Annotated in this window: 24 protein-coding genes; 10 read left to right on the top strand and 14 right to left on the bottom strand. The window is 59.8% G+C overall.

The window, feature by feature from the left end; translation table 11 throughout:
- Positions 1 to 55: 55 nt before the first annotated feature.
- The 3 genes from Q1B27_RS01625 to ligA all read right to left on the bottom strand — a co-directional run bounded on the left by Q1B27_RS01625 (position 56) and on the right by ligA (position 4616).
- Positions 56 to 178, bottom strand: coding sequence for a hypothetical protein (locus Q1B27_RS01625; protein ID WP_299842641.1), 123 nt, complete (start codon positions 176 to 178; stop codon positions 56 to 58).
- Positions 179 to 363: 185 nt separating this feature from the next.
- A complete protein-coding gene (gene recG / locus Q1B27_RS01620; RefSeq protein ID WP_299842638.1) occupies positions 364 to 2454 on the bottom strand; it encodes an ATP-dependent DNA helicase RecG in 2091 nt (696 codons plus the stop codon).
- A complete protein-coding gene (gene ligA / locus Q1B27_RS01615; protein WP_299842635.1) occupies positions 2451 to 4616 on the bottom strand; it encodes an NAD-dependent DNA ligase LigA in 2166 nt (721 codons plus the stop codon). Before ligA ends, recG begins: the two co-directional genes overlap by 4 nt.
- Positions 4617 to 4964: 348 nt before the next feature.
- On the opposite strand from ligA, the gene Q1B27_RS01610 reads away from it, so the two are divergent.
- A complete protein-coding gene (locus Q1B27_RS01610; protein ID WP_299842634.1) occupies positions 4965 to 6083 on the top strand; it encodes an alginate lyase family protein in 1119 nt (372 codons plus the stop codon).
- Between the two features lie 361 nt (positions 6084 to 6444).
- On the opposite strand, the gene ctrA is transcribed toward Q1B27_RS01610, so the two are convergent.
- Together ctrA and Q1B27_RS01600 are read right to left on the bottom strand one after the other, a co-directional pair.
- The gene (gene ctrA, locus Q1B27_RS01605) at positions 6445 to 7161 is read right to left on the bottom strand and encodes a response regulator transcription factor CtrA (RefSeq protein WP_299842631.1); all 717 of its coding nucleotides are present in this window, start codon (positions 7159 to 7161) and stop codon (positions 6445 to 6447) included.
- A gap of 94 nt (positions 7162 to 7255) precedes the next feature.
- Positions 7256 to 7534: a DUF1153 domain-containing protein gene (locus Q1B27_RS01600; protein WP_299842628.1), complete on the bottom strand. Its 279-nt coding sequence runs from the start codon at positions 7532 to 7534 to the stop codon at positions 7256 to 7258.
- Positions 7535 to 7655: 121 nt separating this feature from the next.
- Between Q1B27_RS01600 and mnmA the strand changes: the two genes are divergently transcribed.
- Complete coding sequence (gene mnmA / locus Q1B27_RS01595) at positions 7656 to 8816, top strand: tRNA 2-thiouridine(34) synthase MnmA (protein ID WP_299842625.1); 1161 nt, start codon at positions 7656 to 7658, stop codon at positions 8814 to 8816.
- Positions 8817 to 9058: 242 nt separating this feature from the next.
- Here the strand turns inward: mnmA and Q1B27_RS01590 are convergent, their stop codons facing one another.
- From Q1B27_RS01590 to Q1B27_RS01580, 3 genes are read right to left on the bottom strand one after another with little or no spacing between them, the layout of a single operon-like run.
- Entirely contained in the window at positions 9059 to 10204 is a 1146-nt protein-coding gene (locus Q1B27_RS01590; protein WP_299842622.1) for an aminotransferase class I/II-fold pyridoxal phosphate-dependent enzyme, read from the bottom strand.
- Between the two features lie 9 nt (positions 10205 to 10213).
- Complete coding sequence (locus tag Q1B27_RS01585) at positions 10214 to 10948, bottom strand: aspartate/glutamate racemase family protein (RefSeq protein ID WP_299842619.1); 735 nt, start codon at positions 10946 to 10948, stop codon at positions 10214 to 10216.
- Positions 10948 to 12060 (bottom strand): anhydro-N-acetylmuramic acid kinase, encoded by a 1113-nt coding sequence (locus Q1B27_RS01580; protein WP_299842616.1) that lies wholly within the window; start codon positions 12058 to 12060, stop codon positions 10948 to 10950. The genes Q1B27_RS01585 and Q1B27_RS01580 overlap by 1 nt, the downstream gene beginning before the upstream one ends.
- A gap of 63 nt (positions 12061 to 12123) precedes the next feature.
- Between Q1B27_RS01580 and tyrS the strand changes: the two genes are divergently transcribed.
- Positions 12124 to 13377 (top strand): tyrosine--tRNA ligase, encoded by a 1254-nt coding sequence (tyrS, locus tag Q1B27_RS01575; RefSeq protein WP_299842613.1) that lies wholly within the window; start codon positions 12124 to 12126, stop codon positions 13375 to 13377.
- A 26-nt stretch (positions 13378 to 13403) separates the two neighbouring features.
- Here the strand turns inward: tyrS and Q1B27_RS01570 are convergent, their stop codons facing one another.
- Both Q1B27_RS01570 and Q1B27_RS01565 read right to left on the bottom strand, forming a co-directional pair.
- The gene (locus Q1B27_RS01570) at positions 13404 to 14642 is read right to left on the bottom strand and encodes a hypothetical protein (RefSeq protein ID WP_299842610.1); all 1239 of its coding nucleotides are present in this window, start codon (positions 14640 to 14642) and stop codon (positions 13404 to 13406) included.
- A 298-nt stretch (positions 14643 to 14940) separates the two neighbouring features.
- Positions 14941 to 16329: a hypothetical protein gene (locus Q1B27_RS01565; RefSeq protein ID WP_299842608.1), complete on the bottom strand. Its 1389-nt coding sequence runs from the start codon at positions 16327 to 16329 to the stop codon at positions 14941 to 14943.
- A gap of 152 nt (positions 16330 to 16481) precedes the next feature.
- On the opposite strand from Q1B27_RS01565, the gene Q1B27_RS01560 reads away from it, so the two are divergent.
- Both Q1B27_RS01560 and Q1B27_RS01555 read left to right on the top strand, forming a co-directional pair.
- The gene (locus tag Q1B27_RS01560; RefSeq protein WP_299842605.1) at positions 16482 to 17150 is read left to right on the top strand and encodes an MIP/aquaporin family protein; all 669 of its coding nucleotides are present in this window, start codon (positions 16482 to 16484) and stop codon (positions 17148 to 17150) included.
- An 81-nt stretch (positions 17151 to 17231) separates the two neighbouring features.
- Entirely contained in the window at positions 17232 to 18050 is an 819-nt protein-coding gene (locus Q1B27_RS01555) for a hypothetical protein (RefSeq protein ID WP_299842602.1), read from the top strand.
- A 158-nt stretch (positions 18051 to 18208) separates the two neighbouring features.
- Here Q1B27_RS01555 and aroB read toward each other — a convergent pair whose 3' ends face one another.
- Both aroB and Q1B27_RS01545 read right to left on the bottom strand, forming a co-directional pair.
- The gene (aroB, locus tag Q1B27_RS01550; RefSeq protein ID WP_299842599.1) at positions 18209 to 19324 is read right to left on the bottom strand and encodes a 3-dehydroquinate synthase; all 1116 of its coding nucleotides are present in this window, start codon (positions 19322 to 19324) and stop codon (positions 18209 to 18211) included.
- A complete protein-coding gene (locus tag Q1B27_RS01545; protein WP_299842595.1) occupies positions 19321 to 19911 on the bottom strand; it encodes a shikimate kinase in 591 nt (196 codons plus the stop codon). Before Q1B27_RS01545 ends, aroB begins: the two co-directional genes overlap by 4 nt.
- An 81-nt stretch (positions 19912 to 19992) precedes the next feature.
- On the opposite strand from Q1B27_RS01545, the gene Q1B27_RS01540 reads away from it, so the two are divergent.
- Genes Q1B27_RS01540 through Q1B27_RS01530 form a run of 3 tightly spaced genes read left to right on the top strand, consistent with a single transcriptional unit; the run spans position 19993 to position 22623 of the window.
- Positions 19993 to 20142, top strand: coding sequence for a hypothetical protein (locus Q1B27_RS01540; RefSeq protein ID WP_299842593.1), 150 nt, complete (start codon positions 19993 to 19995; stop codon positions 20140 to 20142).
- Positions 20129 to 21652 (top strand): hypothetical protein, encoded by a 1524-nt coding sequence (locus tag Q1B27_RS01535; protein ID WP_299842590.1) that lies wholly within the window; start codon positions 20129 to 20131, stop codon positions 21650 to 21652. The genes Q1B27_RS01540 and Q1B27_RS01535 overlap by 14 nt, the downstream gene beginning before the upstream one ends.
- The gene (locus tag Q1B27_RS01530; protein ID WP_299842587.1) at positions 21652 to 22623 is read left to right on the top strand and encodes a site-specific tyrosine recombinase XerD; all 972 of its coding nucleotides are present in this window, start codon (positions 21652 to 21654) and stop codon (positions 22621 to 22623) included. Before Q1B27_RS01535 ends, Q1B27_RS01530 begins: the two co-directional genes overlap by 1 nt.
- Here Q1B27_RS01530 and Q1B27_RS01525 read toward each other — a convergent pair.
- Positions 22560 to 23378, bottom strand: coding sequence for a metallophosphoesterase family protein (locus Q1B27_RS01525; RefSeq protein WP_299842584.1), 819 nt, complete (start codon positions 23376 to 23378; stop codon positions 22560 to 22562). The genes Q1B27_RS01530 and Q1B27_RS01525 overlap by 64 nt on opposite strands.
- A 70-nt stretch (positions 23379 to 23448) precedes the next feature.
- Between Q1B27_RS01525 and Q1B27_RS01520 the strand changes: the two genes are divergently transcribed.
- Positions 23449 to 24756: an HlyC/CorC family transporter gene (locus tag Q1B27_RS01520; protein WP_299842581.1), complete on the top strand. Its 1308-nt coding sequence runs from the start codon at positions 23449 to 23451 to the stop codon at positions 24754 to 24756.
- Between the two features lie 220 nt (positions 24757 to 24976).
- Positions 24977 to 25426 (top strand): hypothetical protein, encoded by a 450-nt coding sequence (locus Q1B27_RS01515; protein WP_299842578.1) that lies wholly within the window; start codon positions 24977 to 24979, stop codon positions 25424 to 25426.
- A 243-nt stretch (positions 25427 to 25669) separates the two neighbouring features.
- Here Q1B27_RS01515 and Q1B27_RS01510 read toward each other — a convergent pair whose 3' ends face one another.
- Positions 25670 to 26443 carry a sulfotransferase family 2 domain-containing protein gene (locus Q1B27_RS01510; protein ID WP_299842575.1) on the bottom strand — a complete coding sequence of 258 codons (774 nt, stop codon included), beginning with the start codon at positions 26441 to 26443 and terminating at the stop codon, positions 25670 to 25672.
- Positions 26444 to 26484 lie beyond the last annotated feature (41 nt).

The following is a 26484-nucleotide window of genomic DNA, read 5'->3' as shown; positions in this document are numbered from 1 at the left end:
AGGTAGATGCGGCGGGTTGGTCAGGAACGGAACGTCGCAGGCAGAAACTTGTTAATCAGGTCAATCCAGGCAGGTAGAGCGCGCCGACCAGCATCACCATCAACGCCGCGGCCCCCATCGCATCACCGAGCAGAGTGTTGCTGGAACGGATGGCAGCGGTCTTGAGTTGGCGGATCATGGCGGGCTCCTACTTGTCTTCTTGTTGCCTCTTTGTTCTCATTTTGGAAATGGTTTGTAAAGAACTTTTTAAGAACATTGGTGAACAAATGGTAAATTCAATGGATAAGCCCTTGAAAAACCGATGGAACATCAATGCCTCACTGAAGCCTCAAGTTAACAGGCCAACGGTCGTAACTGGCCGGATCAGCCGACACCGATCAGCCGAATCGCCTGATCCTGTTCCATCAGCCACAAAAGCACCCGGGTCGCCTGCCCGCGCGCGCCCGTCAGGTCTGGATCATCATGCAATAGTTTGCGCGCGTCAGTCTGCGCCACTGCCATCAGCGCCGCCTGAGCCTCCATATCCGCCACGCGGAATTTTGGCAGACCGGATTGTGCTGTGCCGATCAAATCCCCCGCACCGCGCATTTCCAGATCAACCTCCGAGATTTTGAACCCGTCTTCAGTATCGCGCATCGTGGTCAACCGCCGCTCGCCCCCTTCGCTCAGCGGTGCCTGATACATCATCAGACAGGTCGATTGCGCCTCGCCCCGGCCAACGCGTCCGCGCAGCTGATGCAACTGTGCCAGCCCGAAACTTTCGGCGCGTTCAATCACCATGATCGACGCGTTGGGCACATCCACCCCAACCTCGATTACCGTGGTGGCCACCAACACGTTGGTTTCGCCGCATTGGAATGCCTTCATCGCCGCGTCTTTCTGGTCGGGCGGCATCTGTCCGTGGACCAGCCCGACAACCCCCTCGCCAAGCGCCGCACGCAGCCGTTTGAACCGTTCTTCAGCACTGGACAGGTCCACGCTTTCGCTTTCATCGACCAATGGGCAGACCCAATAGGCTTGCCGCCCCTCGGCCACCGCCTTGCGCAAATGGTCTACCACCTCGTCCATCCGGCCCATATTCACCAGCGCGGTCTTGATCGGTTTACGCCCCGGGGGCTTTTCATCCAGCACGCTCACATCCATGTCGCCATACTGTGCCAACGCCAGACTGCGCGGGATCGGCGTTGCCGTCATCACCAGCACATCCGCCTGCGCGCCTTTTTTGCCCAGTTCCATCCGTTGATGCACCCCGAACCGATGCTGCTCATCCACGATGGCCAGACGCAAATCGGCAAATTCGACGTCCTTCTGAAACACAGCATGGGTGCCGACAAGGATCTGAATATCGCCTCTGGCCAGCGCTTCAAGCTTGGCGCGCCGCTCTGCTCCCTTATCGCGCCCGGTCAGGATTTCGATAACCACACCCGCCGCATCGGTCAGCGGCCGCAACCCTTCCAGATGCTGTTGCGCCAGAATGCCGGTGGGGGCCATCATCACCCCTTGCCCGCCCGCTTCGACCGCGATCAACAACGCCTTGAGTGCGACCAGCGTCTTGCCAGCACCCACATCACCCTGCAACAGTCGGTTCATCCGGGTGGCCAAGGCCATATCGGCGGCAACTTCGGCAATCGCACGGGTCTGGGCGCCGGTCAGCGTATACGGCAGCGCCTCCAACACCTTGGCCTGCAATGCGCCGGTGCCCACCGTCTGACGCCCCTTGGCACGACGCAGTTTTGATCGCGCCAGCGCCAGCGTCACCTGATGCGCCATGAACTCGTCATAGGCCAGCCGTTCGCGCGCGGGATGCGCCGCCGACAGATCACCCATGTTTTCAGGCGCATGGGCGATCTCAACCGCCGCCTTCCAATCCGGCCAGCCCGCCTGCGCCTTCTGTGCCGGGTCGATCCATTCGGCCAGGTCCGGCACGCGGGTCAGCGCCGACGCTACCGCCTTGCCCATCATCTTCTGCGTCACGCCTGCGGTCAGCGGATAGACCGGCTCAAAATCGGGTATCTCACCCGCCTCATCCGGTTCCAGCACATGATCCGGGTGCACCATCTGCGCCACCCCGTCAAAGAGCTCAACCTTGCCCGAAACCACCCGCTTTGCGCCGTTGGGCAGGATTTTCCGCAGGTAATCATCGCGCGCATGGAAGAACACGATCTGAAACGTGGTTGCCGCATCCGTCGCCTCGACCCGGTATGCCCCGCCCCGGCGCGATGGCGCCCGGTGATCGCCCACCGTCACCTCAACCGTGACCACACCGGGCAGATCGGCCCCCTGCACCGTTTCCCGCTTGCGTCGGTCCACACCTGAATGCGGCAACGTAAAGATCAAATCACGCGGTCGTGCGACATCAATTGCCGCAAGATTCTGCACCGATTTCGGCCCCACGCCCGCCAGCGTTTCCAGCCCCGCAAAAAGCGGAAACAGAATCTCGGGCCGCCCGCTCATGCGTCACCTATGAGGGCCAGCCAGCCATCCTCATCAATGGTCTCGACGCCCAGGTCGGCGGCTTTCTTGGCTTTCGATCCCGCCCCCGGTCCGGCGACCACCAGGTCGGTCTTGGCGCTGACAGAGCCCGAAACCTTGGCCCCCAGCGCCTCGGCCCGCGCCTTGGCCTCGGCGCGCGTCATCTTTTCCAGGCTGCCAGTAAACACGACGGTCTTGCCCGCCACCGGGCTGCCCTCGGTGTCGGGTTGTTCCACCTCTTCCACGTTCAGATGCGCCGTCAGCCGGTCGATGCCCGCGCGTTCGTGTTCCTGCGCAAAGGCCGTGACCAGTGATCGCGCCATCACCTCGCCAACACCGTCGATGCCCAGCAGACGCTCCCATTCCGCGCCGTCGAAATCCGCGGCCCCGTCCATCGCGCCAGTGAATTCATCCCACGCCCCATAGACCCGCGCGATCATGTTGCTGGCAGCCTCGCCGACATGGCGGATGCCCAACGCGAACAGCAACCGGCCAAACGGGATGTTGCGTTTTTCGTCAATCGCCTCGAACAGGTTCGTGGCGCTTTTCTCACCCCAACCCTCGCGGTTCTTCAACTGCTGCATGCCGCTGCCATAGCGATCCCGCAGGGTGAAGATATCCGCCGGCTCCGCGATCCAACCATCGCGGTAAAACTGTTCGACCTGCTTGGCCCCCAGCCCCTCAATGTCAAACGCCGCCCGGCTGACGAAATGCTTGAGCTTTTCCACCGCCTGCGCGGGGCAGATCAGTCCGCCGGTGCAGCGCCGCACGGCATCGCCTTCTTCGCGGATCGCCTCTGATCCGCATTCCGGGCAGATCGTCGGGTATTCATAGGGCGTTGCGCCGTCCGGCCGCTTGGCCAGGTCCACATCCGCCACTTTCGGGATCACGTCGCCCGCGCGGTAAACCTGCACCCAGTCGCCGACATAAATCTCCTTGCCGCCGCGGATCTGATTGCCCTTGCTATCAAGGCCCTTGATGTAATCCTCATTATGCAGCGTCGCATTGCTGACCACGACGCCGCCCACCGTCACCGGCGTCAGCCGCGCCACCGGGCTCAGCGCGCCGGTGCGGCCCACCTGAATGTCGATCGCCTCCAGCCGGGTCCAGGCCAGCTCGGCCGGAAATTTATGCGCAATCGCCCAGCGCGGCGTGGTCGACCGGAACCCCAGCCGCCCCTGCAACGCCAGATCGTTGACCTTGTAGACCACACCGTCGATGTCATAGCCCAGCGTCGCGCGTTTCTGCTCGATCTCGCGGTAATGCGCCAGCATCTCGTTCGGGCCATCACAAAGCGCGGTCAGCTGGTTGGTCGAAAATCCCATCTTGGCCAGACGGTCAATCGCGCCTTTCTGGGTATCGGCCAGCGGTGCGCTCAGATCTCCCCAGGCATAGGCAAAGAACCTCAGGGGTCGATCCCGGGTAATCGTCGAATCAAGCTGGCGCAGCGATCCGGCGGCGGCATTGCGCGGATTGGCAAATATCTTGCCGCCCCTCTCACCCTGGCGCGCGTTCAGATCCTCAAAATCCGCGTGGCTCATATACACTTCGCCACGCACCTCCAGAACCTCGGGCGCCTCACTGATCCGCTCGGGGATGTCATCAATCGTGCGCGCATTGGCGGTGACATTCTCGCCGACGCTGCCATCACCGCGCGTCGCGGCCTGCACCAGAATGCCCTGCTCATAGCGCAGGCTCAGGCTCAACCCGTCGATCTTGGGTTCAGCCGTGTAGGTCAACGGCGCTGCTGCCTCTAGGCCCAGATACTTGCGGATACGCGTGTCGAACTCGGTGATATCCTCATCGTCAAAGGCATTGCCCAGGCTCAGCATCCGCACCGCATGGGTGACCTTGGCAAAGCCGTCCGATGGGGTCGCACCCACCTGTTCGCTGGGGCTGTCATCGCGTTTCAGTGCCGGGAACCGCGCCTCGATCGCCGCATTGCGCTGCTTCATCGCGTCATAGTCAGCGTCCGAGATCTCCGGGGCGTCCTTGCTATGATAAGCACGGTTCGCATCCCCCAACAGGGCCGCCAGCCGTGCCAACTCGTCCCGCGCCTGATCCTCGCTCAGGGTATCAACAGCAATTATGTCGTCCAAGTCATCCCCCGATCCTGATCCGGGGCAAATCACCACCCCCTGCATAGGCGAAAGTGATAGGCCGCAGCGCCGCTGCGGTCCAGTCGCGAGTGGACAAGGCAGGCCGCCACGGATTTCGTAACTTGCTTGACTCGATCCACGAACCAAAGGGTACAAAGGTAAAAACAAAAATTTTACGGCTTTTGCATTTTTGACCCAAGGCACAAAGAGGCCGGGTTTCAGGGGGTAAAAAAACAGATGGCACCAATTGGAAAATCAGCATCTTCGCCGCAACATCCCGCGTTCGCATCAAGACCGGCCACCCTGGCTAATCTCATTTACCGGAAAATTCGCGCTACCAGAGGTTGCAGCTCGCTAACCTTTGCGGTCGCATTGGCCCTGACCGGATGCCAAGTGGATGAAACATCCGTCCAGCGCGCAAAGGGCGCGGATGGCTACACTTCTATCGGCTGGATTGATTTCAAAACCCGCCGCAAGGAGCTCTCCGCAATCGGCAGTGCAAAAAGCAGGCTATGTCCTGTCAGCGGGCCGGGTTCGTTGCGTGCATCACCCGTGAATGTGACCGGGCATGGTACCAAATACACCATTCTGAACCAGCCCAATCCGTTCCAGACCGAGGTGCGCTTTGTCGACCGCATGATCGCGGGGTGGCTGAACACCGGCGATCCCCGTTATCTTGACGGTTTAAGGGGCTGGATGCTGACCTCCGCAAAGGCGCGGTCTTTTTCGCGGATCATCCCCGATCCGGATCGGTTCCGATATGTCGACCCGCTCTTCAACCTGCGGCTTGCCCTGAAACCGACCTTCATGGGGTATGACCTGCTGCGCCAGACAAATCACCTTTCTGCCGACGAGGATGCGGCGATCCGTTCCTGGCTGGAATCGGTGGTCAAATCCACCGACAAGGGCGGCTGCGAGATGTCGGATTACTGTGACAACAAAGATGCCAACCACACCACGCTGCACCGCGGTACGACCTTCATGCTGTGGGGGGCGGTTTCCGGCAACAAGAAATGGCTCAACAAAGGGATTTCGCATTTCAAGGAAGGGCTACGCGCCTCGCGCAGCGATGGCAGCAATGAAAACGACGTGATCCCGAAAAAGAAGATCGGATCGGGTGGCGACCGGGCGTTGCGCAAACAGAATCAGATCGTCGGGTATCTGGTCATGACCGCCGAGATCGGCGAGCGCCACGGCTATAATCTCTATAAAACCAAACAGGGCGGGGCCGATATCTTTGACGCTTTCGAATTTCTGGTCCGGGGACTTGAAGACAACACCGTCGTGGCAAAACACACTGGTTCAGCCAGCCACGGCGACAAGTTTCTGCACCTCTCGCGTCACAATGATGAAACCGCTGCCTGGTTCGAATTGTTTTCCAGACGTTTTCCAAACCACCCGCTTACTGCCCGCTTTGCCCGGCAGGTCGATGCCCGCCGACCTTTGTCGAGCCCGGCCTATGGCGGAAATCTCTCGTGTTTTGCTGGCAATCCACGGGGGCGCTTTCGTTAGAATACGCGCCGCATTCACAAATGGCGCCGCTGTCGGTTGCCCGCGACCTCCAGGATCCAAAGATCAAGCGAGCCCGTTCAGAGCTGAGCATTTTCTTCTCGGCCAATCGGCGCCAGCTTACCCGGAGCATTCACGAAAGACAGACGCAGCTTCGACCGTGACAAGCCCCGCAACAATTCACACCTTCTGTTTTTCCTAGTTGCGATGTCAGGTCTCGGCCAGAAAAGACAATGGCACAGGTACACCCCGCATGCCCCAAACGAAAACCGGGAGCCATGCTTTGACGCATATGCCCCCGGCTCTCTCGGTCATTCCTTTATGCGACACGACCTGGCTATCCTGCGCAGGTCGCGCGCTCTGCTCAGGCTCCTACCGCAACGCGTTGATCGTCCATCTCGCTTGGTTCCGGATCACGCAGCACATAGCCCCGCCCCCATACCGTTTCGATGTAATTGTCGCCATCTGTCGCCTCGCTCAACTTCTTGCGCAGCTTGCAGATGAAAACGTCGATGATTTTCAATTCCGGCTCGTCCATGCCACCATATAGATGGTTCAGGAACATCTCCTTGGTCAGCGTCGTGCCCTTGCGCAGGCTCAGAAGCTCCAGCATCTGATATTCCTTGCCGGTCAGATGCACGGTCTTGTTGTCCACATCCACCGTCTTGGCATCCAGATTGACATTGATCTTGCCGGTCTTGATCACCGATTGCGAATGGCCCTTCGACCGCCGGATGATCGCATGGATACGTGCCACCAACTCCTCGCGGTGGAACGGTTTGGTCAGATAATCATCGGCGCCGAACCCGAACCCCTTGATCTTGCTTTCGGTGTCATCGGCACCGCTGAGGATCAGGATCGGCGTTTCGATCCGTGCCAGCCGCAATTGCCGCAGCACGTCATGGCCGTTCATATCCGGCAGCCCGAGGTCAAGAAGAATGAGATCGTAATCATAGAGCTTTGCCAGATCGATGCCTTCTTCGCCCAGATCCGTCGTGTAGACGTTCAGGTTGGCATGAGTCAGCATCAGCTCGATGCTTTTCGAGGTTGTCGGATCATCTTCGACCAAAAGCACGCGCATATGTTCTCTCCGTTAAATCTTGGTTGTCTCACCAGACACTGGCCAAAATTGGTTAACCACAGGTTACCGATGCAGAACATAATGCGAATTCTACTTAAGGTTGTCTATAACTTTTCAAAGATGTGACCTTCAAACCCTTTTCACCATGTGCGTTTACGGCGGAAATCCACTCATTGAATTCCTCGCGACTCAGCCCGTAACGCGCCAGCGCATCGGATTGGGTGATCAGCCCATAGGCAACCCCCCGCACCACGGCCAGCTTGCGCGACGCCACCCAACGGCGCGTGTTTGCCGGCGGCAGATCAGCCTGGGTTATGACCTGCCCGTCCGGCAGGGTCACGGCCCTTGGTCCATCGACTTTTTTCAGATACATCACTCTCACCTCTTCTGAACGAGCCCAATCTGCACCCAGCCCCTTAACACGCGGTGAAACGCGGCCTTGAGAGTAGTTAGGATTTTCCTATATTCCGCAGGAAATCACCCGGAGCCATCAAATGCCCCTTGACCACCCTCTGAATTCGCTCGGCTTTGCCAAGCCCCCCGCCGAAACGCGGGTCGTTGTCGCCATGTCGGGCGGCGTCGACAGCTCGGTCGTGGCGGCGCAACTGGCCGAGGAAGGCTATGACGTGGTCGGCGTGACGCTACAGCTTTACGATCACGGCGCGGCGCTGGCCAAGAAGGGCGCGTGCTGCGCAGGCGTCGACATCCATGATGCCCGCCGCGTGGCCGAAGATATGGGCTTTCCGCATTACGTGCTGGATTATGAAAACATCTTCAAAGACGCGGTGATCGACGAATTTGCCGACAGCTACCTGGCCGGCGCCACCCCGGTGCCCTGCATCCGCTGCAACGAACGGGTGAAGTTCAAGGACCTCCTGGAAACCGCCCGCGATCTTGAGGCGGATTGCATGGCGACCGGGCATTATATCCAACGCAAAGAAGGCACGAGCGGCCCCGAACTACATTGCGCTGCCGATGCCGCCCGCGACCAAAGCTATTTCCTCTTCTCCACCACGCCGGAGCAGCTGGCCTATCTACGCTTCCCACTGGGCCACCTGCCCTCCAAGGCGGCAACGCGCGAGCTGGCGGCGAAATACGGGCTGAGCGTCGCTGACAAGCCCGACAGCCAGGACATCTGCTTCGTGCCGAACGGCAACTACGCCAGCGTGATCGAAAAACTCCGTCCAGGTGCTGCGGAACCCGGCGAGATCGTCGATACAGATGGCCGCGTGCTGGGCACCCATACCGGGGTGATCCACTACACGATCGGCCAGCGGCGCGGGCTGGGCATCGGCGGGCTTGCCGATCCGCTTTACGTGGTCAAACTGGATGTGGACAAGAAACAGGTCGTGGTCGGCCCGAAAGAACTGTTGGCCACCCGAACCGTTCCGGTGCGCGAGATCAACTGGCTGGGCTCGCCCCCCCTCACCAGCCAGGACGAATGGCATGTGTCGGTCAAGGTGCGCTCCACCCGCCCCCCACGCGCAGCCATCATCCGCCCGCTCAGCGACACCGAGGCCGAGGTCGAATTGCTGACCCCCGAGGAAGGCATCAGCCCCGGCCAGGCCTGCGTCTTCTATGAGACCGGTGGCAGCCGCATCCTTGGCGGTGGCTGGATCTGGAGAGGCGCACCCGCCGAACCGGCTGTTTCCTAGCGGCGTTCGCTGCCGCTCACCCATTTGAGTATTGCATTCAGGCCATGCAGGCCCCGGGGGTTCCACCCCAGACCCCGGAGTATTTCTGCCAAGGTGAAGCCTGATCCGGATCCGCACCGTTGCAAAGCCATGCTGCCGGAATTTGCAGGGTGACACATCGGCCACGGGCGGCCCGAGGAGGAGGCCGGAGGCGGACGACGAGAGACCCAACGTGCGCGACAGCGCACTCAATCTGACAACAGTTAAGGGTTCAGCGCCTGGTCTAGATCGGCGATCAGATCATTCACATCCTCGATCCCGACCGACAGCCGCAACAGATTTTCCGGGATACCCGTATCAGGTTCGACCGTGTATCGGTGCTCGACAAGGCTTTCGACCCCGCCCAATGAGGTGGCACGATGCGCGAGAGTCAGCTTCCCGGCCACGTCCAGCGCAGCCATGCGACCGCCACGGATCAGAACCGACATCAGATACCCGTACCCGCCGGCCATCTGCCGCAACGCAAGTTCATGACCCGGATGTGACGGCAGTCCGGGATAGAAGACGCTCTCCACCGCTGCGTGCGCATTCAGAAACTCGGCCACGGCCTGCGCATTGGTGCACATCCGCTCCATCCGCAACGGCAGCGTCCGCATCCCGCGCATCAACAGCCATGCCTCGAACGGGCCCAGAATAGCACCCGCATCATGGCGGTCGGTTGCAATTGCCTGCCACGCAGCGTGATCTTGATCGACGCAGGACAGAACCCCCGCCAGTACATCCGTATGGCCGTTGATGGCCTTCGTCGCCGAGTGCATCACGAAATCCGCGCCCAGCGCCAGGGGCCGCATCAACACAGGCGTGGCGGCAGTCGCATCCACCGCCAGCAGTGCCCCCGCCGCCCGGGCCAACGACGCCGCCGCGGCAATATCGACCATCTTCAGCCAGGGGTTCGACGGCACCTCGATCCAGATCAGATCAGCGGGGCCTTGGGTGCAGGCTGCCTCAAACGCCTGCGGATCAGACGCATCCACCTCGGTCAGGGTTATCCCACGCCGGGCGCAGAAATCGCGGGTCCAGCCAGTGGTGCCCCAATAGATGCCCGATTGCACCACCACGCGGCCCCCGTTGGGCACCGTTCTGAAAAGCGATGCAACTGCCGCCATGCCACTGGGGAAAAGCAACGTCGCGGCCGCCCCCTCAAGCTGGCGCAGCACCTCTTCGGCCTGCCGCACCGTGTCGTTCTGATCGCGACCATACATATTGCCATCGCGGATCAGCGCATTGTCGCGTCCGCGCATATATGTCGTCGCCAGATGTATCCCCGGCACAACACCGGCACTGCCGCTATCCGATGCACCCGCAGCCCGGGCTGCGATGGTCGCAGGTTTCAGATCCTTGCCTGTCATGATGCCCTCTCAGAGATGAAACAACCGCCCGGGGCCCCAGCCCCGCGCCTCGATACCCGCCAGCTTCAGCAGATGCCAGACCAGCGCCAGGTTCGAGCTGATCACCGGGATCCCCAGCTCATCCTCGGCCTGATCAATCACCTCGAACGTGCCAAGATTAGTGCAACTGGCGAACACCGCCTCAACCCCCTGGGCACGCCCCACCTCCAGCATCGCTGCCAGAGTCGAGCGCTGCGCGATCCGTGCCACCTTGCGGTCTTCCGCTTCGCCGAAACTGATCTCATGCAGCGTGTCGATCCCCTGCCCCGACAGGAACTGCCGCATGGGTGCTGCGACTTCGGCCGCATATGGTGTCACCAGACCGATCCGACGCGCCCTGAGTGCGCCCAGCGCCGTCACCACTGCGCTGATCGGATTGGTCACCGGGACATCCGCCTGCACGCTCTGCACCTCCCGCGCGACAACTTCTGGCCCGATCACCACCGAGGCCGAGGTGCAACCATAAGCTATCGCATCCAGACCCGCGGGCAGCAAACGCGCCACTTCGGGCATCCGCGCGCGCATTTCCTTCAGCGTGTCCGGGGTGACCTGCGGGTGCGATTCAATCCGGCTGTGCATCAGGTTTACACATCGCCCGTCCAGCACCTGCCGGGCCTCGTATTCCAGCGTCTCATCGGTGCTCAACACGATCATCCCCAGGCGATGACCACAGCCCGCCCCATCATCGAAAACCACCTTGACCATCACGCACTCCTTTCCGCTTCGCCGGGCTGGCTTGATATGCCGCCCGAAACCGCCGCACGCACGCCGGTCGTACCGGGGCACGAGGTTGGTAATCCGCGCCGCACCCGCACCGCCAGATGGGCAAAGGCCTGCGCCTCCAGCATGTCCCCGTTCAGACCTACCGCCTCAACCGGCTCCACCGGGCAATCCAGCGCGACGCGCAGCATTTCCATCAGCACTGGGTTATGACGCCCGCCACCGGTGACCAGCAGACGACCGGGCGACACAGGGCAATGCTCCATCCCGCGCAGCACCGCCGCCGCGCTCATACCCGTCAGGGTGGCCACCGCATCGGCATCACTCAGTTCATTCACCAACCCGATCATGTCGGCAAAGGCGTCGCGATCCAAGGATTTGGGTGGCATCCGAGTGAAATAGCCTTCCTGCAAAAACAGCTCCAAAGCGCCCTGCACAACTTCGCCCTGCCGCGCCAAGGCACCATCGCGGTCAAAGGGCTCGCCGCGCCGTGTCATCATCAGATCATTGATCGGTGCGTTGGCCGGGCCAGTATCGAACGCCAGCAACGCGCCATCCTCTTCGGGGCGGGCCTTGCGCGGATCCACCCATGTCAGGTTGCCGACACCGCCAAGGTTAAGAAACGCCAGCGGCGCGTCGGCCCCGATCCAGCGGGCACAGGCGAAATGAAAGAACGGGGCCAGCGGCGCGCCCTCGCCACCCAACTCCATGTCGGCACTGCGGAAATCCCAGACCACCGGCAAGTTCAACGCCGCCGCCAGTGCCGCACCATCGCCCACCTGATGGGTGCCGCGCCCACCCGGTTCATGCGCCAGGGTCTGACCGTGAAACCCGACCAGTTCCGCACCATCAAAGCCCGACAGAACCTCTTCATGGGCCTGCTGCACGATCCGTGTTGCCGCCGCCACATCGTCACCGGGCCAACGCCCGAGGGCCGCTTTCAACACGCTTTGTTCGTCGGGGGAATAGGCGCGATAGCTGCTGTCGCCAAAGCCATAAATCGCCTCGCCATCGGTCTCGACCATCGCCGCGTCGACCCCGTCCAGAGACGTGCCCGACATCGCGCCCAACGCCCAGATGCGTCCAGCCTTCAACATGGCCTTTTCCTTCGCCAATTCCCTCCCTATACATGCCCCGCAAATCATCATTGGACAAGCGATATGACCTACCACCCCAAATCGGATTTCATGAATGTCATGATCAGTCGCGGCTTTCTGGCCGACTGCACCGATTATCAGGGGCTGGACGAGGCCCTGAACGCGGGCATCGTGCCGACCTATATTGGCTACGACGCCACCGCCCGGTCGCTGCATGTGGGTCATCTGTTGAACATCATGATGCTGCGCTGGCTGCAAAAGACCGGGCACAAGCCGATCACCCTGATGGGCGGCGGCACCACCAAGGTCGGCGATCCCAGCTTTCGCGCCGATGAACGCCCGCTGCTGACGCCGGATCAGATCGACAGCAACATCGCGGGCATGCAGCAGGTCTTCGACAAATACCTCGCCTATGGCGATGGCCCGACCGACGCGATCATGCTCAACAACGCCGAATGGCTGGACGATCTGAACTACCTTGATTTCCTGCGCGACATCGGGCGGCATTTTTCGGTCAACCGGATGCTGTCGTTTGAATCAGTGAAATCCCGGCTCGACCGCGAACAATCGCTCAGCTTTCTCGAATTCAACTACATGATCCTGCAGGCTTATGATTTCATGGAGCTGAACCGCCGCTACGGCTGCCGCTTGCAGATGGGTGGCTCGGATCAATGGGGCAATATCGTCAACGGCATCGACCTCACCCGCCGGGTGATTGACGGAGAGGTTTTTGGCCTCACCTCGCCGCTGCTGACCACCTCGGACGGCAAGAAGATGGGCAAAAGCCAGGGGGGCGCCATGTGGCTCAATGCCGACATGCTCTCGCCTTACGAATTCTGGCAGTTCTGGCGCAACACCACCGATGCCGACACGGGCCGGTTCCTCAAGCTCTATACCGAACTGCCGCTGGAGGAATGCGAACGTCTTGGCACGCTGGCGGGTTCCGAGATCAACGAGGCCAAGATCATCCTCGCGGGCGAGGTCACAACCCTGCTGCACGGCGCTGATGCGGCCCGCGCGGCCGAGGCGACCGCCCGCGAAGTCTTTGAAAAAGGCGGCGTGGGGGATGATCTGCCCACGGTCGAGATGAGCGCCGACGATTTGGGCGACGGTATTTCCATCGTGCAGCTGATCGTGAAATCCGGGCTGGCGAAATCCGGCAAGGAGGCCAAGCGTCTGATCGCCGAAAACGGCGCGCGGCTCGATGATGCACCGCTCACCGATTCGGGGCTGATGATCAACGCCGCCGACCTGACCTCACCGATCAAGCTGAGCGCGGGCAAGAAACGTCACGCGCTGGTGCGGCTGGCCGACTGACATCTCTGGCGGCGCGGTGACGCCCGTCAGGGCGTTGCCAGTTCCGCGATCTCCTGCATGGTGTGGTCCACGCCGCCTAACGTGACGGTCTCCCAGCCCTGCAAGGCGATCCTGAACGCGCCCACACCGTTATCCAGCGACAAGGTCATCACATCTTCGGCCTTCGTGACGCTGGTAATCTGGCTGAATTCATATGCCCTGACCAGCAACGTATCCTCGCCCGCACCGCCATCGACGACAGCCGACATGCCGCCGAAATCGCCAGCATAGCTGCCCTCCAGCACGACGGTATCCGCATCCTCCCCCATCTGGATCGAGCCGCTAATCTGACCGCCCGCGCGGTTGATCAGCACGTCCTCGCCCGCGCCCAGCACCAACGCGGTGCCATCGCTTCCGATGATCTTTCCGCTGGGCAGATTGGCGATCACCTGCGCCATGACATTGGCGCTGTCGGGATCATCCAGCCCAAGCTCGACAATGATGCCCTTAACGCCGCGTATCTCACCCGCATTTTCCACATAGGACGGCATCGCGCTTGCGTCATAATCAATCGCCGCATCCAGATCCGAGATAATCTGCGCGCCCGCCCCATTGGTGATCGAACCGCTATCCAGATCAATCGCGTCCTGCGGGTCATCGGGCCTGCCCACCGACTGGATGGTGCCAAAATTCAGAATACGCGCGCTCTCGCCCAGTTGTATCGCATCATCAAACCCTTTTATCAAAGCGCCGGGGTTGTTGAAGATGATGGCATAATCGCCTCCCTCGATGGCCTCTCCGTCGTCCGAAATGATCTGGCCATTGTTCACCACCATGTTGCCGGCACCGCCCACACCATCGTCGTCATCCATCTCCACGGCCCGGTCGCCGGCCCGGATCGACCCGTTATTGGTCAGCGTCGCAGCTCCCTTGCCCGAGATTTCCACACCGTCATCCCCGGCGGCGATCACGCCTTCATTGATCAGCGTCAGACCCTGACCACCGCGCACACCGTCGCGGTCCGCATTCACCGTGCCCCGGTTGCTCAGCAGGTTGAAATTGTGCGCAATATCCATGCCATGCCCGTCCGAGGCGGAATTCACGATCGCCCCGGTCTCGATCAGAATGCTGAGGCTCCCTGCCTCGCTTTCAAACCCATCCTCGTCAATGCCCGTACAGGCAAGATCACCACCAGTACCCGGCGCCGCAGGGGCACATTCCGCCAACACAGCCGCGCCCCAGAACTGTATTCCGACACCAATTGTAAAAATTAGAAAGTTTCTCATTTGCCGACCTCCCGGTCCAAATCACTTGAATAAAACACGAACCGTTCTTGCAAAAATCTTTGTAACGACAGCAAAAATCCAAAGGTCGTCAGCCTGCTATATCTTCGGCCAAGTGCGGGTTCGCCACTACGACAATAGCAGAAGTCAGGTGCCTTGATCTACACCTGCTCCCACCGACGCACGCGGCGCCGTCCAGTCGGTCGCCATAGTGATAGGCTCTGGTGCTATCGCAAACACCTGAAAGACAAGACGCAAGAGACCTGATCGCACCGATCAATCTGAACGCGCGCCGGATACGTCACGCACCAGTCCGACTGGCCGACTGAAGCCCCAATGTTGCGCGCGCCAAAGCCCCGCGTGCGACCGTTGCGACAGCACCTAAGTGACGTCGCCCCCGGATCAGCCCCATCCCGCCAAACCCCAGGACAAGCAGCAACAGTCCCGCCGTCAGTGGCGCACGCTGCGGCGCCAGCGCGGCAATCTCCTGCGCGCTGTAGACCGTCCCGGCAAGATCGAAGCTTTCCCAGTTGCGCAGCGCGATGTCAGCCGCGCCGGTGCCGTTATCCAGCGACAGGACAAACCCGTCCCGCATCAGCGCCACATCGGTGATCTGATCAAAACTGTAGGCGCTCAGCACCACGTGATCGGCCCCGGCCCCGCCGTCGATCACGGCCCGCTTGCCGCCGAAAGTCCCGGCAATGCTGCCCTCCAGCACCACCCGATCCGCATCGCCCCCCATCAGCACCGACCCGGTGATGATGCCGCCCGCATGGTTGACCAACCGATCCTCGCCCGCGCCCAGCAGCAGCGCCACACCGCCACGCCCGGCGATCACGCCTCCGGCTTGATTAATCACCTCCTGCACCGCGATATTGGCGGCAGAGGCATGGGTCTCGACCATGATCCCGGTAACGCCGCGGATCTCCCCGGCATTGTCGATCAGCGATGCGATACTGCTCGCGTCAAAATCAATCGCCGCATCCAGATCCGAAATGATTTGCCCACCGGCGCCGTTGACGATCCTGCCACTATCAAGGTCGATCGCATCCTGCGGCTCTCCCGGCATCCCGACCGAGCGGATCACCCCGTGATTCTCGATCACCGCGCTTTCGCCCAGTTGCAGCGCGTCGTCATAGCCCTGGATCAGCGCACCCGCGGCGTTGACGACCCGGTTGCCGTTACCGCCCTCAACCGCCTCGTTCCGGATCGAAATGATATGGCCCGTGTTCATCAGCACATGTCCGGTGCCACCGGCATCTTCGACATCGTCCATATGCACCGCGCGGCCTCCGGTCCTGATCACGCCGGTATTGGTCAGGCTGGCATCGTCTCTGCCGCTGATATTCACACCGTCCCCGACAGCGCTGATGCTGCCCTCGTTGACCAGCGTGAAATCATCACCCGCCCGGATAGCGTCACCCTCGGCCTGCAACGCGCCTTTCATCTCCAGCGTGCCCGGATCATCCTCGAACTCGATTGCCGCGTCATCGCGCCCCGCTTTCAGAACCGCACCACGTTCAATGCGCACCGTGATGTTCGCATGCTCGGCCATGTAACTGTCGCTGATCGTGCCGCTACAGATCACGGTGCCGCCGCCAAGTTGGCCATTCTGACTACAGGCCGCCCATAGCGTTCCGCCGGAAAGCTGCACCCCAATCGCGACCGAACAAAAAAACAAGCGTCTCATCATCGTTCCTCACGGCTTCATCTGCCCCGACCGTAAGGCGACCATGTAAAACCCATGTGACAAAAACCCGGAAAACGCCGACCGGTTATTGACCTGCATCGATTAAGACGACACCAACGCAGGCAACGCGACAATCACAAGAGACGCCCGGAATGATCTACACCCTGCCCCGCCGCCTGACCGCCGAAGCACTCGGCACCGCCCTGCTGGTCGCCACCGTGGTCGGCTCCGGCATCATGGCCGACCAACTGACCGATGATGTGGCGCTGGCGCTTCTGGGCAATACCCTGCCCACGGGCGCGATCCTCGTGGTGCTAATCACCATCCTGGGGCCGATTTCGGGCGCACATTTCAACCCGGCGGTAACTCTCGCCTTCGCCCTGCGGCGCGAGGCCCCGGTGACCGAAGTCGCCCCCTACATGCTGGCCCAGATCGCGGGCGGGCTTGCGGGCAGCGTCATCGCCCATGCCATGTTCAACCTTGACCTGATCCAGATTTCCCAGACCGCGCGCACCGGCGGCCCGCAATGGATCGCCGAAATCGTGGCAACCTTTGGCCTCGTCGGTACCATCCTTGCCGGTGTCCGCTTCCGCGCCGAGGCGGTGCCGTGGCTTGTCGGCCTCTATATCACCGCCGCCTACTGGTTCACCGCGTCCACGTCCTTTGCCAACCCCGCCGTCGCGATCGGCCGCGCCATCAGCGACACGTTTGCAGGCATCCGCCCCGGTGACGTGCCGGGCTTCATCGTGGCGCAGATCATAGGCTCTGTGCTCGCTGTTCTGCTCTTTGGCTGGCTGCTGCAAAAACCGTCGCGGGAGTGACCCGCCTTACGACCGAATTTCGAGAATCTCCTCTTTTCGACTATACTTATGGGTGTATTTTCATAAGCCCATAGACCGAAGATGACATTTCGAACCCCCAAACCGGCCCGCCACGCGGCCTGTATCACCCTGATCCTTGCGCTTACCGCCTGCACGGAAAACATCTTTTTCAGCAATTTCAGCGGTGAACCCGCCGGGTTCGTCCCTGATCCCACCCCGCCCGGCCAGCCGACCGGGGATGAAATTGCCCTTGTGGACGGCGACAACATCTACCAGATAATCTGCCCGGCCCAGCCCGGCCCGGTGCTGAGCCCCGAAAGCGCGATTGAGGTGCAGGGCACCATGCCCGTTGTCAGCAACCGCTATCTGGCGCTTGATCCGCAAACCGTCACCGCCCCGCTTGAATGCCCCTCTTTCCAGAGCACGATCAACCGCGAAATGGTGCATTTCAAAAGCACCGACTTCCTGAACGATTATGAATACCTCTCGGTCGGCTGGATCGGGCGCGCCCAGGCCGGCACCGTGGTGGATTTCGGTTTTTACAGCTCGGCCACATCCAATGATCATCTGGTCCTGTCGATTCAGAACCTCGATGTTATCTATAATGGCATCGCCGTTGGTTCGGTCAGCGAAAACATCCCGCATTTCTTTCAGGTGCTGATGTTCCCGGACCAGACATTCGAAATGCGCGTGTCCGGTCCCGTCAAAGTCGAGATTTTGCCGGATGGTGAAAAACTTGTCACCGAAACCGCCACTGGATCGTTTCAGTATCTGATGAAGGATCCCAATAACGAATACCCGGCCCCGCGCATTCGGCTGCGCGCCTCCCTGCGTCCGAACCAGCAATCCGACCGCTATCTAATCGACCAGGTGTCGATGCGCCGCAAAGCGCCAGACTGACGGACCGCCTACCAGCCGGTATGGCGATCAAAGGTCATGCAAAACTGAAACCACCGCGCGCCGGGATTGCGATTGTCCTGCCCCACCGCACGCCAAAGCGCCCGAGTTTACACAATCCGCGTACACAGTTTACACAGTTGCAACTCTGATGGCGGTGCTCAGCGGCGCTGGCTCAAGGCATCCTCCAGCACCGATTTCACCACCTCTGGCGGCACATCGGCGGTCACGAACGCCTCACCGATACCACGTGCCAGCACGAAATGCAGCTTACCGCCCATCATCTTCTTGTCCTGCTTCATCAGCTCGATCAGCGCATCGGAATCCGGTAAATCTCCTTCAATATCAGATAGATCAACCTTCATCTTCATATCGCGCAGGTGCGCCCGGACCCGGCTCGGATCCTCCTGTGAACACAGTCCCATCCGCGCCGAGAGCTCAAAAGCCAGCCCGCACCCGATGGCCACGCCCTCGCCATGCAGCAACCTGTCCGAGTATCCCGTGGCCGCCTCCAAAGCATGACAGAACGTATGACCCAAATTCAGTAATGCCCTGTCACCGCTCTCTTTTTCGTCCCTGACAACGATGTCGGCCTTCATCTCGACCGAGCGTTTGACGATCCTGATCCGTGCCGCCATATCGCCCGCTGCCGCATTGGGAGCGTTCTCTTCAAGCCATTGAAAAAACTCGGAATCTCCCAGTAATCCGTATTTCACGACCTCGCCATAGCCTGCCAGATAATCCCGTTCGGTCAACGTGCCCAGAATATCCGTATCCGCCAGCACCAGCGAAGGCTGGTGAAACGCCCCGATCAGGTTCTTGCCTTGCGGCGCGTTGATACCGGTCTTACCCCCGACCGAGCTGTCGACCTGCGCCAGCAGGCTGGTGGGGATTTGCACAAAGCGCACGCCCCGGCGCATGACGGCAGCGGCAAAGCCCGCAAGATCGCCAATGACACCGCCACCAAAGGCGATAACCACATCATTTCGTTCGATCTTTTCCGATAGTAGCCATTCCACCGCCCGCTCGAAATGGGGCCAGGACTTGGTTGTTTCACCGGGCGGCAGCGTCAGGGCCGACACGGAAATGCCCGCCTTTTCCAACCCCTCCCGCAGCGTTGACAGATGCAATTGCGCCACGTTTTCGTCGCTGATTACCGCCACATGCGGGCGCTTCAGAAGCGGCGAAATCAGCTCTCCGGAACGGGTCAGCAGCCCTGTCCCAATCAGGATATCATAGGCCCGGTCACCCAATCCCACATGAACCGTTTCCGTCATGCCACTTTCTCCAACACATCCGGCCGCGTCGTCAGGGCGTTCAGCACCTGCCCGGCCATGTTTTCTATCGTATAATAAGATTTTGCAGCGACGTTCAGATCAGACATCGCATAGACCGGCACGCGCTGATTGTAGATTTCCGTCAGCGTCTCTTTTGGATTAGGTGTACGCAGCAAGGGCCTGGTATCTTTATGTTTTACCCTGTTCCATAATAGCGAAAGGTCAGCGTTCAACCAGACCGAAACACCCTTGTCGGTGATCAGTTTCCGGTTCCTTTCGGCCAGAAACGCACCGCCCCCGGTCGAGAGGATGCCGCATTCATTTTCCAGCAAGCGATCCAGCACTTCGGTTTCTCGATCCCTGAAAAACGCCTCACCGTCGCGCTCGAAAATCTCGGCGATGGTCATATTCGCCGCCAATTCGATCTCAGCATCGGAATCCAAAAAAGGCACATTAAGCTGTGCTGCCAATGCCTTACCAACCGCAGTTTTACCCGCCCCCATCATGCCCACCAGCACGACGGTTTTCTTTAATTTCCAGCTTTCAGCCGCCGCCACGCCTCGGCGCTCCCCTGCCAAAATGAACATTTTGCCCTTGAATGACGTGATCTTGCCTGAAAGGCCAGTTATAAGTTTATCAAAAGAAGATCAAAAACGGGCAGAACGACAATGATACGACTACTTAAATGGCTGATTTATATGGCTTGTCTGGCCTTTATTGGCCTTGTCGGCTATGCGTATATCGGCCCCTTTTTCGGGGTGGATTTCACGCCGCCCACTGACGAGATTCGCCAGGAAATTATCCTTGAAACCGGTTAAAGCCGCGCTCCTGACCTCATTTCTGGCAACAACTGCGCTGGCGCAGCAACCCCCGCTGTCGGCGATCGACTGGCTGGATGAACTGGGCACAGTCCCAATCGCGCAGCCAAAACCCGGTGAACCCGCAGTAACCGAAACCGCCCTCACGCCCAAAGTTGACGTGATGCCGCTCGATACCGCAAATGCGGATGCGGTGGGTCTGCTGCCGTCAACGACGACCGGCCTGCCAGCCAGTTTGTGGTCTGCAAGCACGACCGACGATCTGATCACCGAGCTGTCACATATTGCGCCCACACCGCTTCCGGCGTTGCAGGCGCTTTACTACACGCTATTGCTGGCCGAAGCTGACGCGCCGGTCGATGCGGGCAAGGATGCAGCGTTTCTCAAGGCAAGAGTGGCGACGCTGATTGACTTTGGCGCTGCGGATCCGGCCCGGGCATTGTTGGAACGCGCCGGCCCGCAAAACCCTGTTTTATTTGACCAATGGCTGGACGTCTCATTGCTCAGCGGTACCGAAAACGCTGCCTGCGATGTATTGAGGGAAAATCCCGGGCTAAGCCAGAGTTACACTGCGCGGATTTATTGCACCGCGCGCGCCGGAGACTGGCCAACCGCCGCGCTGACCTATGAAACGGCTGTGGGGCTTGATGCACTATCCCCGGTCGAAGCGTCCTTACTGGCCTTCTATCTTGATCCCGAAACCATCGAGTTCGAGAGCCTGCCCACCCCGCCTAAAACCATGTCACCCCTGATCTTCCGTCTCTTCGAAGCGGCAGGGAACCCCTTGCCCACCAACCGGCTTCCCCGGATATATGCCACGGCGGACCTGCGCGAGGTGGCCGGGTGGCGCGCCGAGATCGAAGCCGCTGAACGTCTGACACGCACCGGCGCCCTACCCGCGAACCGGCTGCTTGGCCTCTACACAGATCGCAAACCCGCGGCGTCGGGTGGTGTCTGGGACAGGGTCCGTGCGGTTCAGGCCTTTGATGCCGCCCTGCAGAAAGGTGATGTCGATCAGATCGCAGCCACCCTGCCCAGAGCCTGGCGCGCCATGCGTGATCGCGGACTACAGACTGCCTTTGCGCAACTCTTCGCCAGCGCGCTGAAGGATGTGAAATTGCCGGCGGCAAGTCAGGAAATATCGTTTTTTGTCAATCTATTGTCAGATGAATACGAGAGCGCCGGCGACATTCTGGAGACGCCAGATAGCCGACAAGCATTCCTGATCGCGTTGGCGGCTGGCGCACCGGATGATGCCCCTGCAAACACCAGCCGTGAACGGGCGATTGCCCGAGGGTTTTCAACCGAACAGCCAAAACCGGAACAAGCCTATTTGATCAAGGCCGGCAAAATCGGACAGGTCATTCTGACAGCAACCAACCAGTTGGATAGCGCACGGAATGGCAGTCTGAGCGACATGACCAACGCGCTGGTAACGCTCCGGTCGCTGGGGCTGGAAGACACCGCCCGACGCGCTGCTTTGCAACTTCTCGTCCTCGGGCCATCCTGATGTCATCCGAGCAGCACTGGATCAGCAGTTTTCTCGAAGCTCAGGCAGCCGAACTTGGTGCCGCCCAAAACACAATCGCCGCCTATGATCGCGATCTGACCGATTTCCACGCATGGCTTTCGGGCAAGGCGATCTCACTGGCCGCAGCGGGGCAAAACGATGTCGAGGCATATCTGGTCTGGTGTGATGCCCAAGGTCTTGCAAAATCAACGCGTGCCAGACGATTGTCAGCGATCAAACAGCTTTATCGATTTGCTTTTGAAGAGCGCCTGCGCGAAGACAATCCCGCCATCCGTATCAAGGGGCCCGGTCGGGACCAACGTCTGCCCAAAACGTTGAGCGAAGCAGAGGTCGATCGCCTGCTTGACGCCGCTCGTCAATCAGCCCGCAGCGCAAAAGATCGCAGCCGTAACACATGCCTGATGGAATTGCTTTATGCCACTGGTATGCGGGTAAGCGAGTTGGTATCGCTTCCGGTTGCGGCGGCGCGCGGTGACCCGCGCATGTTGCTGATACGCGGCAAAGGCGGCAAGGAACGTCTTGTACCCCTTTCTCCGCCTGCCCGCGAGGCGCTGACCGAATGGCTTGAACTGCGTGATACGGCCGAGGACGCGGCGCGCGCCAAAGGTTTCGCCCCATCACCTTATCTCTTTCCGTCCAGCGGTAAGCTTGGATATCTGACGCGGCATAGGTTTTATATGCTGATCAAAGAGTTATCTGTCTATGCAGGGGTTTCACCCGCCAAGGTCACCCCCCATACACTACGCCATGCCTTTGCCACGCATCTGCTGGCGAACGGTGCCGATCTTCGGGCCATTCAGACGCTATTGGGCCATGCCGATGTGGCGACAACCGAAATCTATACCCATGTATTGGAGGAACGGTTGAAGGAACTTGTGCTGGAACATCACCCGCTGGCCAAGGCGGACCGGCGCAACTTAGATGGCAAGACGTCCTCGGACGGCCAGTAACCCGTTTCCAGTGCGGTATCATAGCCTTGGGTCAGGCCCTTCTGGCGCATGTCCTCGACCGTCGCCGCATGATCATATACCAGGCGTAGAACTGGCGCCCGACCATTCGCCATCAATGCGTAGCAGGTATCAGGCATTCCACGATTGGGCGGCATCCCGATAACACCGGCATTTACCCAGTCAACATCCCCAATACGCCGCTGAAACGGTATACCCGAATGGCCAGCAATTACCATCTGGATCGGACCCGTAACCTCTTGAAGATATTTGATTTCCTCTAAGAAAACCTGTTCGGGGCTGACTTTCCAGATGAACCGGCTGATATCCCTTACCCCGCCATGAATAACCGCGCAGCGTTTTCCGCCATGAGAGAAGGTCACAACATCTGGCAGGTGCCGCATCCAGTCGCGGTCATCCCGACCGATTTCGGCGTCGGCATGGGCATACCACGCTGCCGACAGCAGATCGCAACTACTGCCTTCTTCGAACCCACAGCCGCAATCCATCTGGTCATGCGCCAGTTGTTTTTCGCAGTTCCCCACCACGACCGTGCAGCCCAGTTTTCGAATTTCCGAAACAGTTTCAGCGGGTTGACCGCAATAGGCAACGGTATCGCCGGTGCAAATCATGTGATCCGCAGCAATGCCATGATAGCGCGCCCGGTCGATCAGCGCCCGCATCGCAGGCAAATTGGAATACGGCCCACCAAACAACAGCACCGGCCCGTCCAACTGCCCCAAATCCCGTAAATACATTGCCGATGATCCCTTGATTGACGTGCTCCTGCACCCCATAACCCTACTGGATAAAAGGACAAAGGCGGCAATGGAAGTTTCTTCATCTGTGATCGACGGTGCATTTTGGGTCACCGCGGTGGCGATTATCTTGTTACTGGTGCTCTCGGCCTACTTTTCGGGCAGCGAAACCGCGCTTACGGCTGCGTCACGGGGCAAGCTCAGGTCTCAGGCCGAAAAGGGATCGAGCGGTGCAGAGAAGGCGCTGGAGATCACCGAGGACAATGAACGGCTGATCGGATCGGTCCTTTTGGGCAACAATCTGGTGAACATCCTGGCGACATCTTTGGCCACAGCGATGTTCACGCGACTGTTCGGAGAAAGTGGTGTGGCGCTGGCGACGTTGGTGATGACGCTGCTGGTTTTGATCTTCGCCGAGGTGCTGCCAAAGACCTATGCAATCACCAATGCCGAAACCGCGGCGGCGCGAACGGCACCGATTATCGTGTTTGTAATAAGGGTTTTTTCCCCCATCGTGACTATGGTGCGCTGGATGGTACGCGGTGTGCTTGGCCTTTTTGGTGTCAAGACAGATCCGGACAGTCATATCCTTGCGGTACGCGAGGAAATTGCTGGGGCCTTGTATCTGGGGCATTCCGAAGGGGTGGTCGAAAAAGAAGACCGTGACAGGATTCTGGGCGCGCTCGATCTGGGGGAACGGGCGGTGGAAGAGATCATGCTGCATCGGTCTCAGATCGAGATGATTGACGCGGAGAGCGAGCCGGAAGCCATTTTAAAACAATGCCTTAAGAGCAACCACACCCGTCTTCCGGTCTACCGGAACGACCCCGACAACATCATCGGCGTGGTGCATGCCAAAGACCTGCTGCGCGCGATGCACAAGCTGGTCACTGGTCCCAATGCGTCGCTTAACTCGTTGGAAAACTTTGATATTTGCAGCGTTGCGCGCAAACCTTACTTTGTGCCTGAGACCACGACGCTTGACGATCAGATGCGTCAGTTCCTGCGGATGCGAAGCCATTTCGCCCTTGTGGTGGATGAATATGGCACCTTGGAAGGGCTGATCACGCTTGAGGATATTCTTGAGGAAATCGTTGGTGAGATTACCGATGAGTTTGACGAGGATGAAGACCTTCCGTTGGAATTAACAGCGGATAATCAATACCTTGTCGATGGTTCCATGACGATCCGCGACCTTAATCGCGCAACCGATTGGACCTTGCCGGACGAGGAGGCAAACACCGTTGCGGGCCTTGTCATTCACGAGGCACAGATCATTCCGGTGGTTGGTCAGGTGTTCAGTTTTCACCGCTTCCGGTTCGAGGTGGTCGAGGTGAAAGACAACCGCATCACCCGTCTGAAAATCCGCCCTCTCTGACAGCGAAAAACGGACACACCGTACGGATTGTACGCGCGTTACGTACGTCTTTCGGGTGTTCCGGAAGGCACGGCGTACGACCCGTACGTTTTCCGCACCAAAACCTGCCGGTTTGCAGGGTCCGGTTCAGCGCCCGTTAACGATTTTGATGGTAGGTTTTGCGCGCGCTGGCACGGCGTAACCAAATTGTGCCCCGACCCGATGGCAACAGAGTTTGATGATGCACGACCGCCGAAAACCTGCTCATGAAGTGACCCCCTGGTACGAGGATTCCGGGATATTCAAGACTCAGCTGGTTCAGATGACGGTCGAACTGGTACCGATGTTTGGGCGGAATTCGCGTCAGGACATCATGGTCAAGGGCTTTGTCGACGGCAATGGCGCGATTGATGTGGTATTCCCCGGACGTCGCAAGGAACATGCGAAACCGCTGATCGCGCGATTGCAGATGATGCTGAAACGCGCGCATGTATCAGGCGGGCCAAACAGTGCACCGCCCAATGTGGACCGGATCCGCCACGCGGTTCGTATCGAGGGGTCGTGGCGCCCTCGTTTCAGCTGTGACGACCAGGGCTGGCAGACCCGCGAACACCAGCTCTACGCCGCGCGCTGGCTGGTGATGAACCCCGACGGGCAATCGGTGACCTTCGGGGAAGCGCCTGTCAGATGACATGATGGCAGGATGATCGCCAGAGAAAAAAACCGTTTCACGTGCAAGCCGCTGACAAGAAGCTGTTCGGCATGCCTGACGCTTCCAAAACCAGACCGTTCCTTAGCACGCCACCCTGCTAGGGCTTGTGGCCCGGTGTCACTTCAGAAAATTGCTGGCATATCTTTAAGCTGATCTTCAACGACCGTCGGGATGCCCCTGCGTTTGCCCGAACGCTGACCGTCACCCAGTTGGCACAATTGTTCAGGGGCCATCGGTGAACGCAGCACCAAGCGCATCTTCGTAAAGCGCGTAATCCTGTGCCATCACCTCTTCGAAAGCACTTTTTTCTGTCGACGACAATTCGTCAATCAGGTCCTTGCTGCGGGTCTTGTGCCCAAAGGCATCGCGGGCGTCGGCGACGGCGTTCTGCCCTGCCCCGAACCCAAAAGTCAGAATTGCCGGAAGATCACGATCCATATTCGGCAGCGCACCCAGAAAATCGTAGCTGATCAGGCCAGAGGCCAGTTCCTTGTGCTGTGGACGCCAATGCCGGTCGAGGTCAAGCGCAGCCGGATTGGTTGTCAGCGCATGGATGAATTCGGGGAAGGTGATGTCATCAGCGCCCGACTTGCCGATCGTGCGCATGATCTTGGCCCGATGCCGTGGACTGCCCGCCACCTTGTCCGCGAAGGCCGAGGCGGCGCGTTCCAGCGGATGACGCACGAACGAAAACGTGAAGCTTTCCGGGCTTTGCACAAGATCATGGCTTGCCGGGCCACCGAGCGCCTTGACGTCTACAAAAATTCCGGCGGGACGGCCGTGCACCTCGCGAATGTTCAGGTCATCGACGTTCTCGCCCTCCAGCGTGGCGCGGTGTTTCATGAGCGACAGGATAACCGAGGTGCAGGCCGCCTTGTGATTTCGCATATAGACCAGATGATGCGGCATCCGCGCGTCCGCAACGGCATAGATGTTTTGCAGGAAATGGCGGGGTTTTGAGAAACTGGCCAAAACCGATTTAAACTGCGCGCTCATGTAACAACCCGGCTCTAAGCGTTTCTGGCGCGGGGAGGAAC

Origin of the sequence: uncultured Roseovarius sp. (assembly GCF_947489715.1) — a bacterium.
Classification (GTDB): Bacteria; Pseudomonadota; Alphaproteobacteria; order Rhodobacterales; family Rhodobacteraceae; genus Roseovarius.
The sequence above is the reverse complement of the archived record's forward strand: the minus strand, read 5'-3'. Positions and strand labels throughout refer to the sequence as shown.

What these genes read in the sequence shown, in the direction of transcription:
- ctrA (WP_299842631.1), bottom strand. Translation starts at nt 7,161, where the DNA reads ATGCGCGTGCTTTTGGTCGAAGATGATCCGACAACCTCGAAAAGCATC.
- mnmA (WP_299842625.1), top strand. Translation starts at nt 7,656, where the DNA reads ATGCCCCTTGACCACCCTCTGAATTCGCTCGGCTTTGCCAAGCCCCCC.
- Q1B27_RS01520 (WP_299842581.1), top strand. Translation starts at nt 23,449, where the DNA reads ATGGAAGTTTCTTCATCTGTGATCGACGGTGCATTTTGGGTCACCGCG.
- Q1B27_RS01545 (WP_299842595.1), bottom strand. Translation starts at nt 19,911, where the DNA reads ATGTTCATTTTGGCAGGGGAGCGCCGAGGCGTGGCGGCGGCTGAAAGC.
- Q1B27_RS01600 (WP_299842628.1), bottom strand. Translation starts at nt 7,534, where the DNA reads ATGTATCTGAAAAAAGTCGATGGACCAAGGGCCGTGACCCTGCCGGAC.
- Q1B27_RS01525 (WP_299842584.1), bottom strand. Translation starts at nt 23,378, where the DNA reads ATGTATTTACGGGATTTGGGGCAGTTGGACGGGCCGGTGCTGTTGTTT.
- tyrS (WP_299842613.1), top strand. Translation starts at nt 12,124, where the DNA reads ATGACCTACCACCCCAAATCGGATTTCATGAATGTCATGATCAGTCGC.
- Q1B27_RS01540 (WP_299842593.1), top strand. Translation starts at nt 19,993, where the DNA reads ATGATACGACTACTTAAATGGCTGATTTATATGGCTTGTCTGGCCTTT.
- aroB (WP_299842599.1), bottom strand. Translation starts at nt 19,324, where the DNA reads ATGACGGAAACGGTTCATGTGGGATTGGGTGACCGGGCCTATGATATC.
- Q1B27_RS01580 (WP_299842616.1), bottom strand. Translation starts at nt 12,060, where the DNA reads ATGTTGAAGGCTGGACGCATCTGGGCGTTGGGCGCGATGTCGGGCACG.
- Q1B27_RS01555 (WP_299842602.1), top strand. Translation starts at nt 17,232, where the DNA reads ATGACATTTCGAACCCCCAAACCGGCCCGCCACGCGGCCTGTATCACC.
- Q1B27_RS01560 (WP_299842605.1), top strand. Translation starts at nt 16,482, where the DNA reads ATGATCTACACCCTGCCCCGCCGCCTGACCGCCGAAGCACTCGGCACC.
- Q1B27_RS01625 (WP_299842641.1), bottom strand. Translation starts at nt 178, where the DNA reads ATGATCCGCCAACTCAAGACCGCTGCCATCCGTTCCAGCAACACTCTG.
- Q1B27_RS01510 (WP_299842575.1), bottom strand. Translation starts at nt 26,443, where the DNA reads ATGAGCGCGCAGTTTAAATCGGTTTTGGCCAGTTTCTCAAAACCCCGC.
- Q1B27_RS01570 (WP_299842610.1), bottom strand. Translation starts at nt 14,642, where the DNA reads ATGAGAAACTTTCTAATTTTTACAATTGGTGTCGGAATACAGTTCTGG.
- recG (WP_299842638.1), bottom strand. Translation starts at nt 2,454, where the DNA reads ATGAGCGGGCGGCCCGAGATTCTGTTTCCGCTTTTTGCGGGGCTGGAA.
- Q1B27_RS01585 (WP_299842619.1), bottom strand. Translation starts at nt 10,948, where the DNA reads ATGGTCAAGGTGGTTTTCGATGATGGGGCGGGCTGTGGTCATCGCCTG.
- Q1B27_RS01590 (WP_299842622.1), bottom strand. Translation starts at nt 10,204, where the DNA reads ATGACAGGCAAGGATCTGAAACCTGCGACCATCGCAGCCCGGGCTGCG.
- Q1B27_RS01565 (WP_299842608.1), bottom strand. Translation starts at nt 16,329, where the DNA reads ATGAGACGCTTGTTTTTTTGTTCGGTCGCGATTGGGGTGCAGCTTTCC.
- Q1B27_RS01515 (WP_299842578.1), top strand. Translation starts at nt 24,977, where the DNA reads ATGCACGACCGCCGAAAACCTGCTCATGAAGTGACCCCCTGGTACGAG.
- Q1B27_RS01530 (WP_299842587.1), top strand. Translation starts at nt 21,652, where the DNA reads ATGTCATCCGAGCAGCACTGGATCAGCAGTTTTCTCGAAGCTCAGGCA.
- ligA (WP_299842635.1), bottom strand. Translation starts at nt 4,616, where the DNA reads ATGCAGGGGGTGGTGATTTGCCCCGGATCAGGATCGGGGGATGACTTG.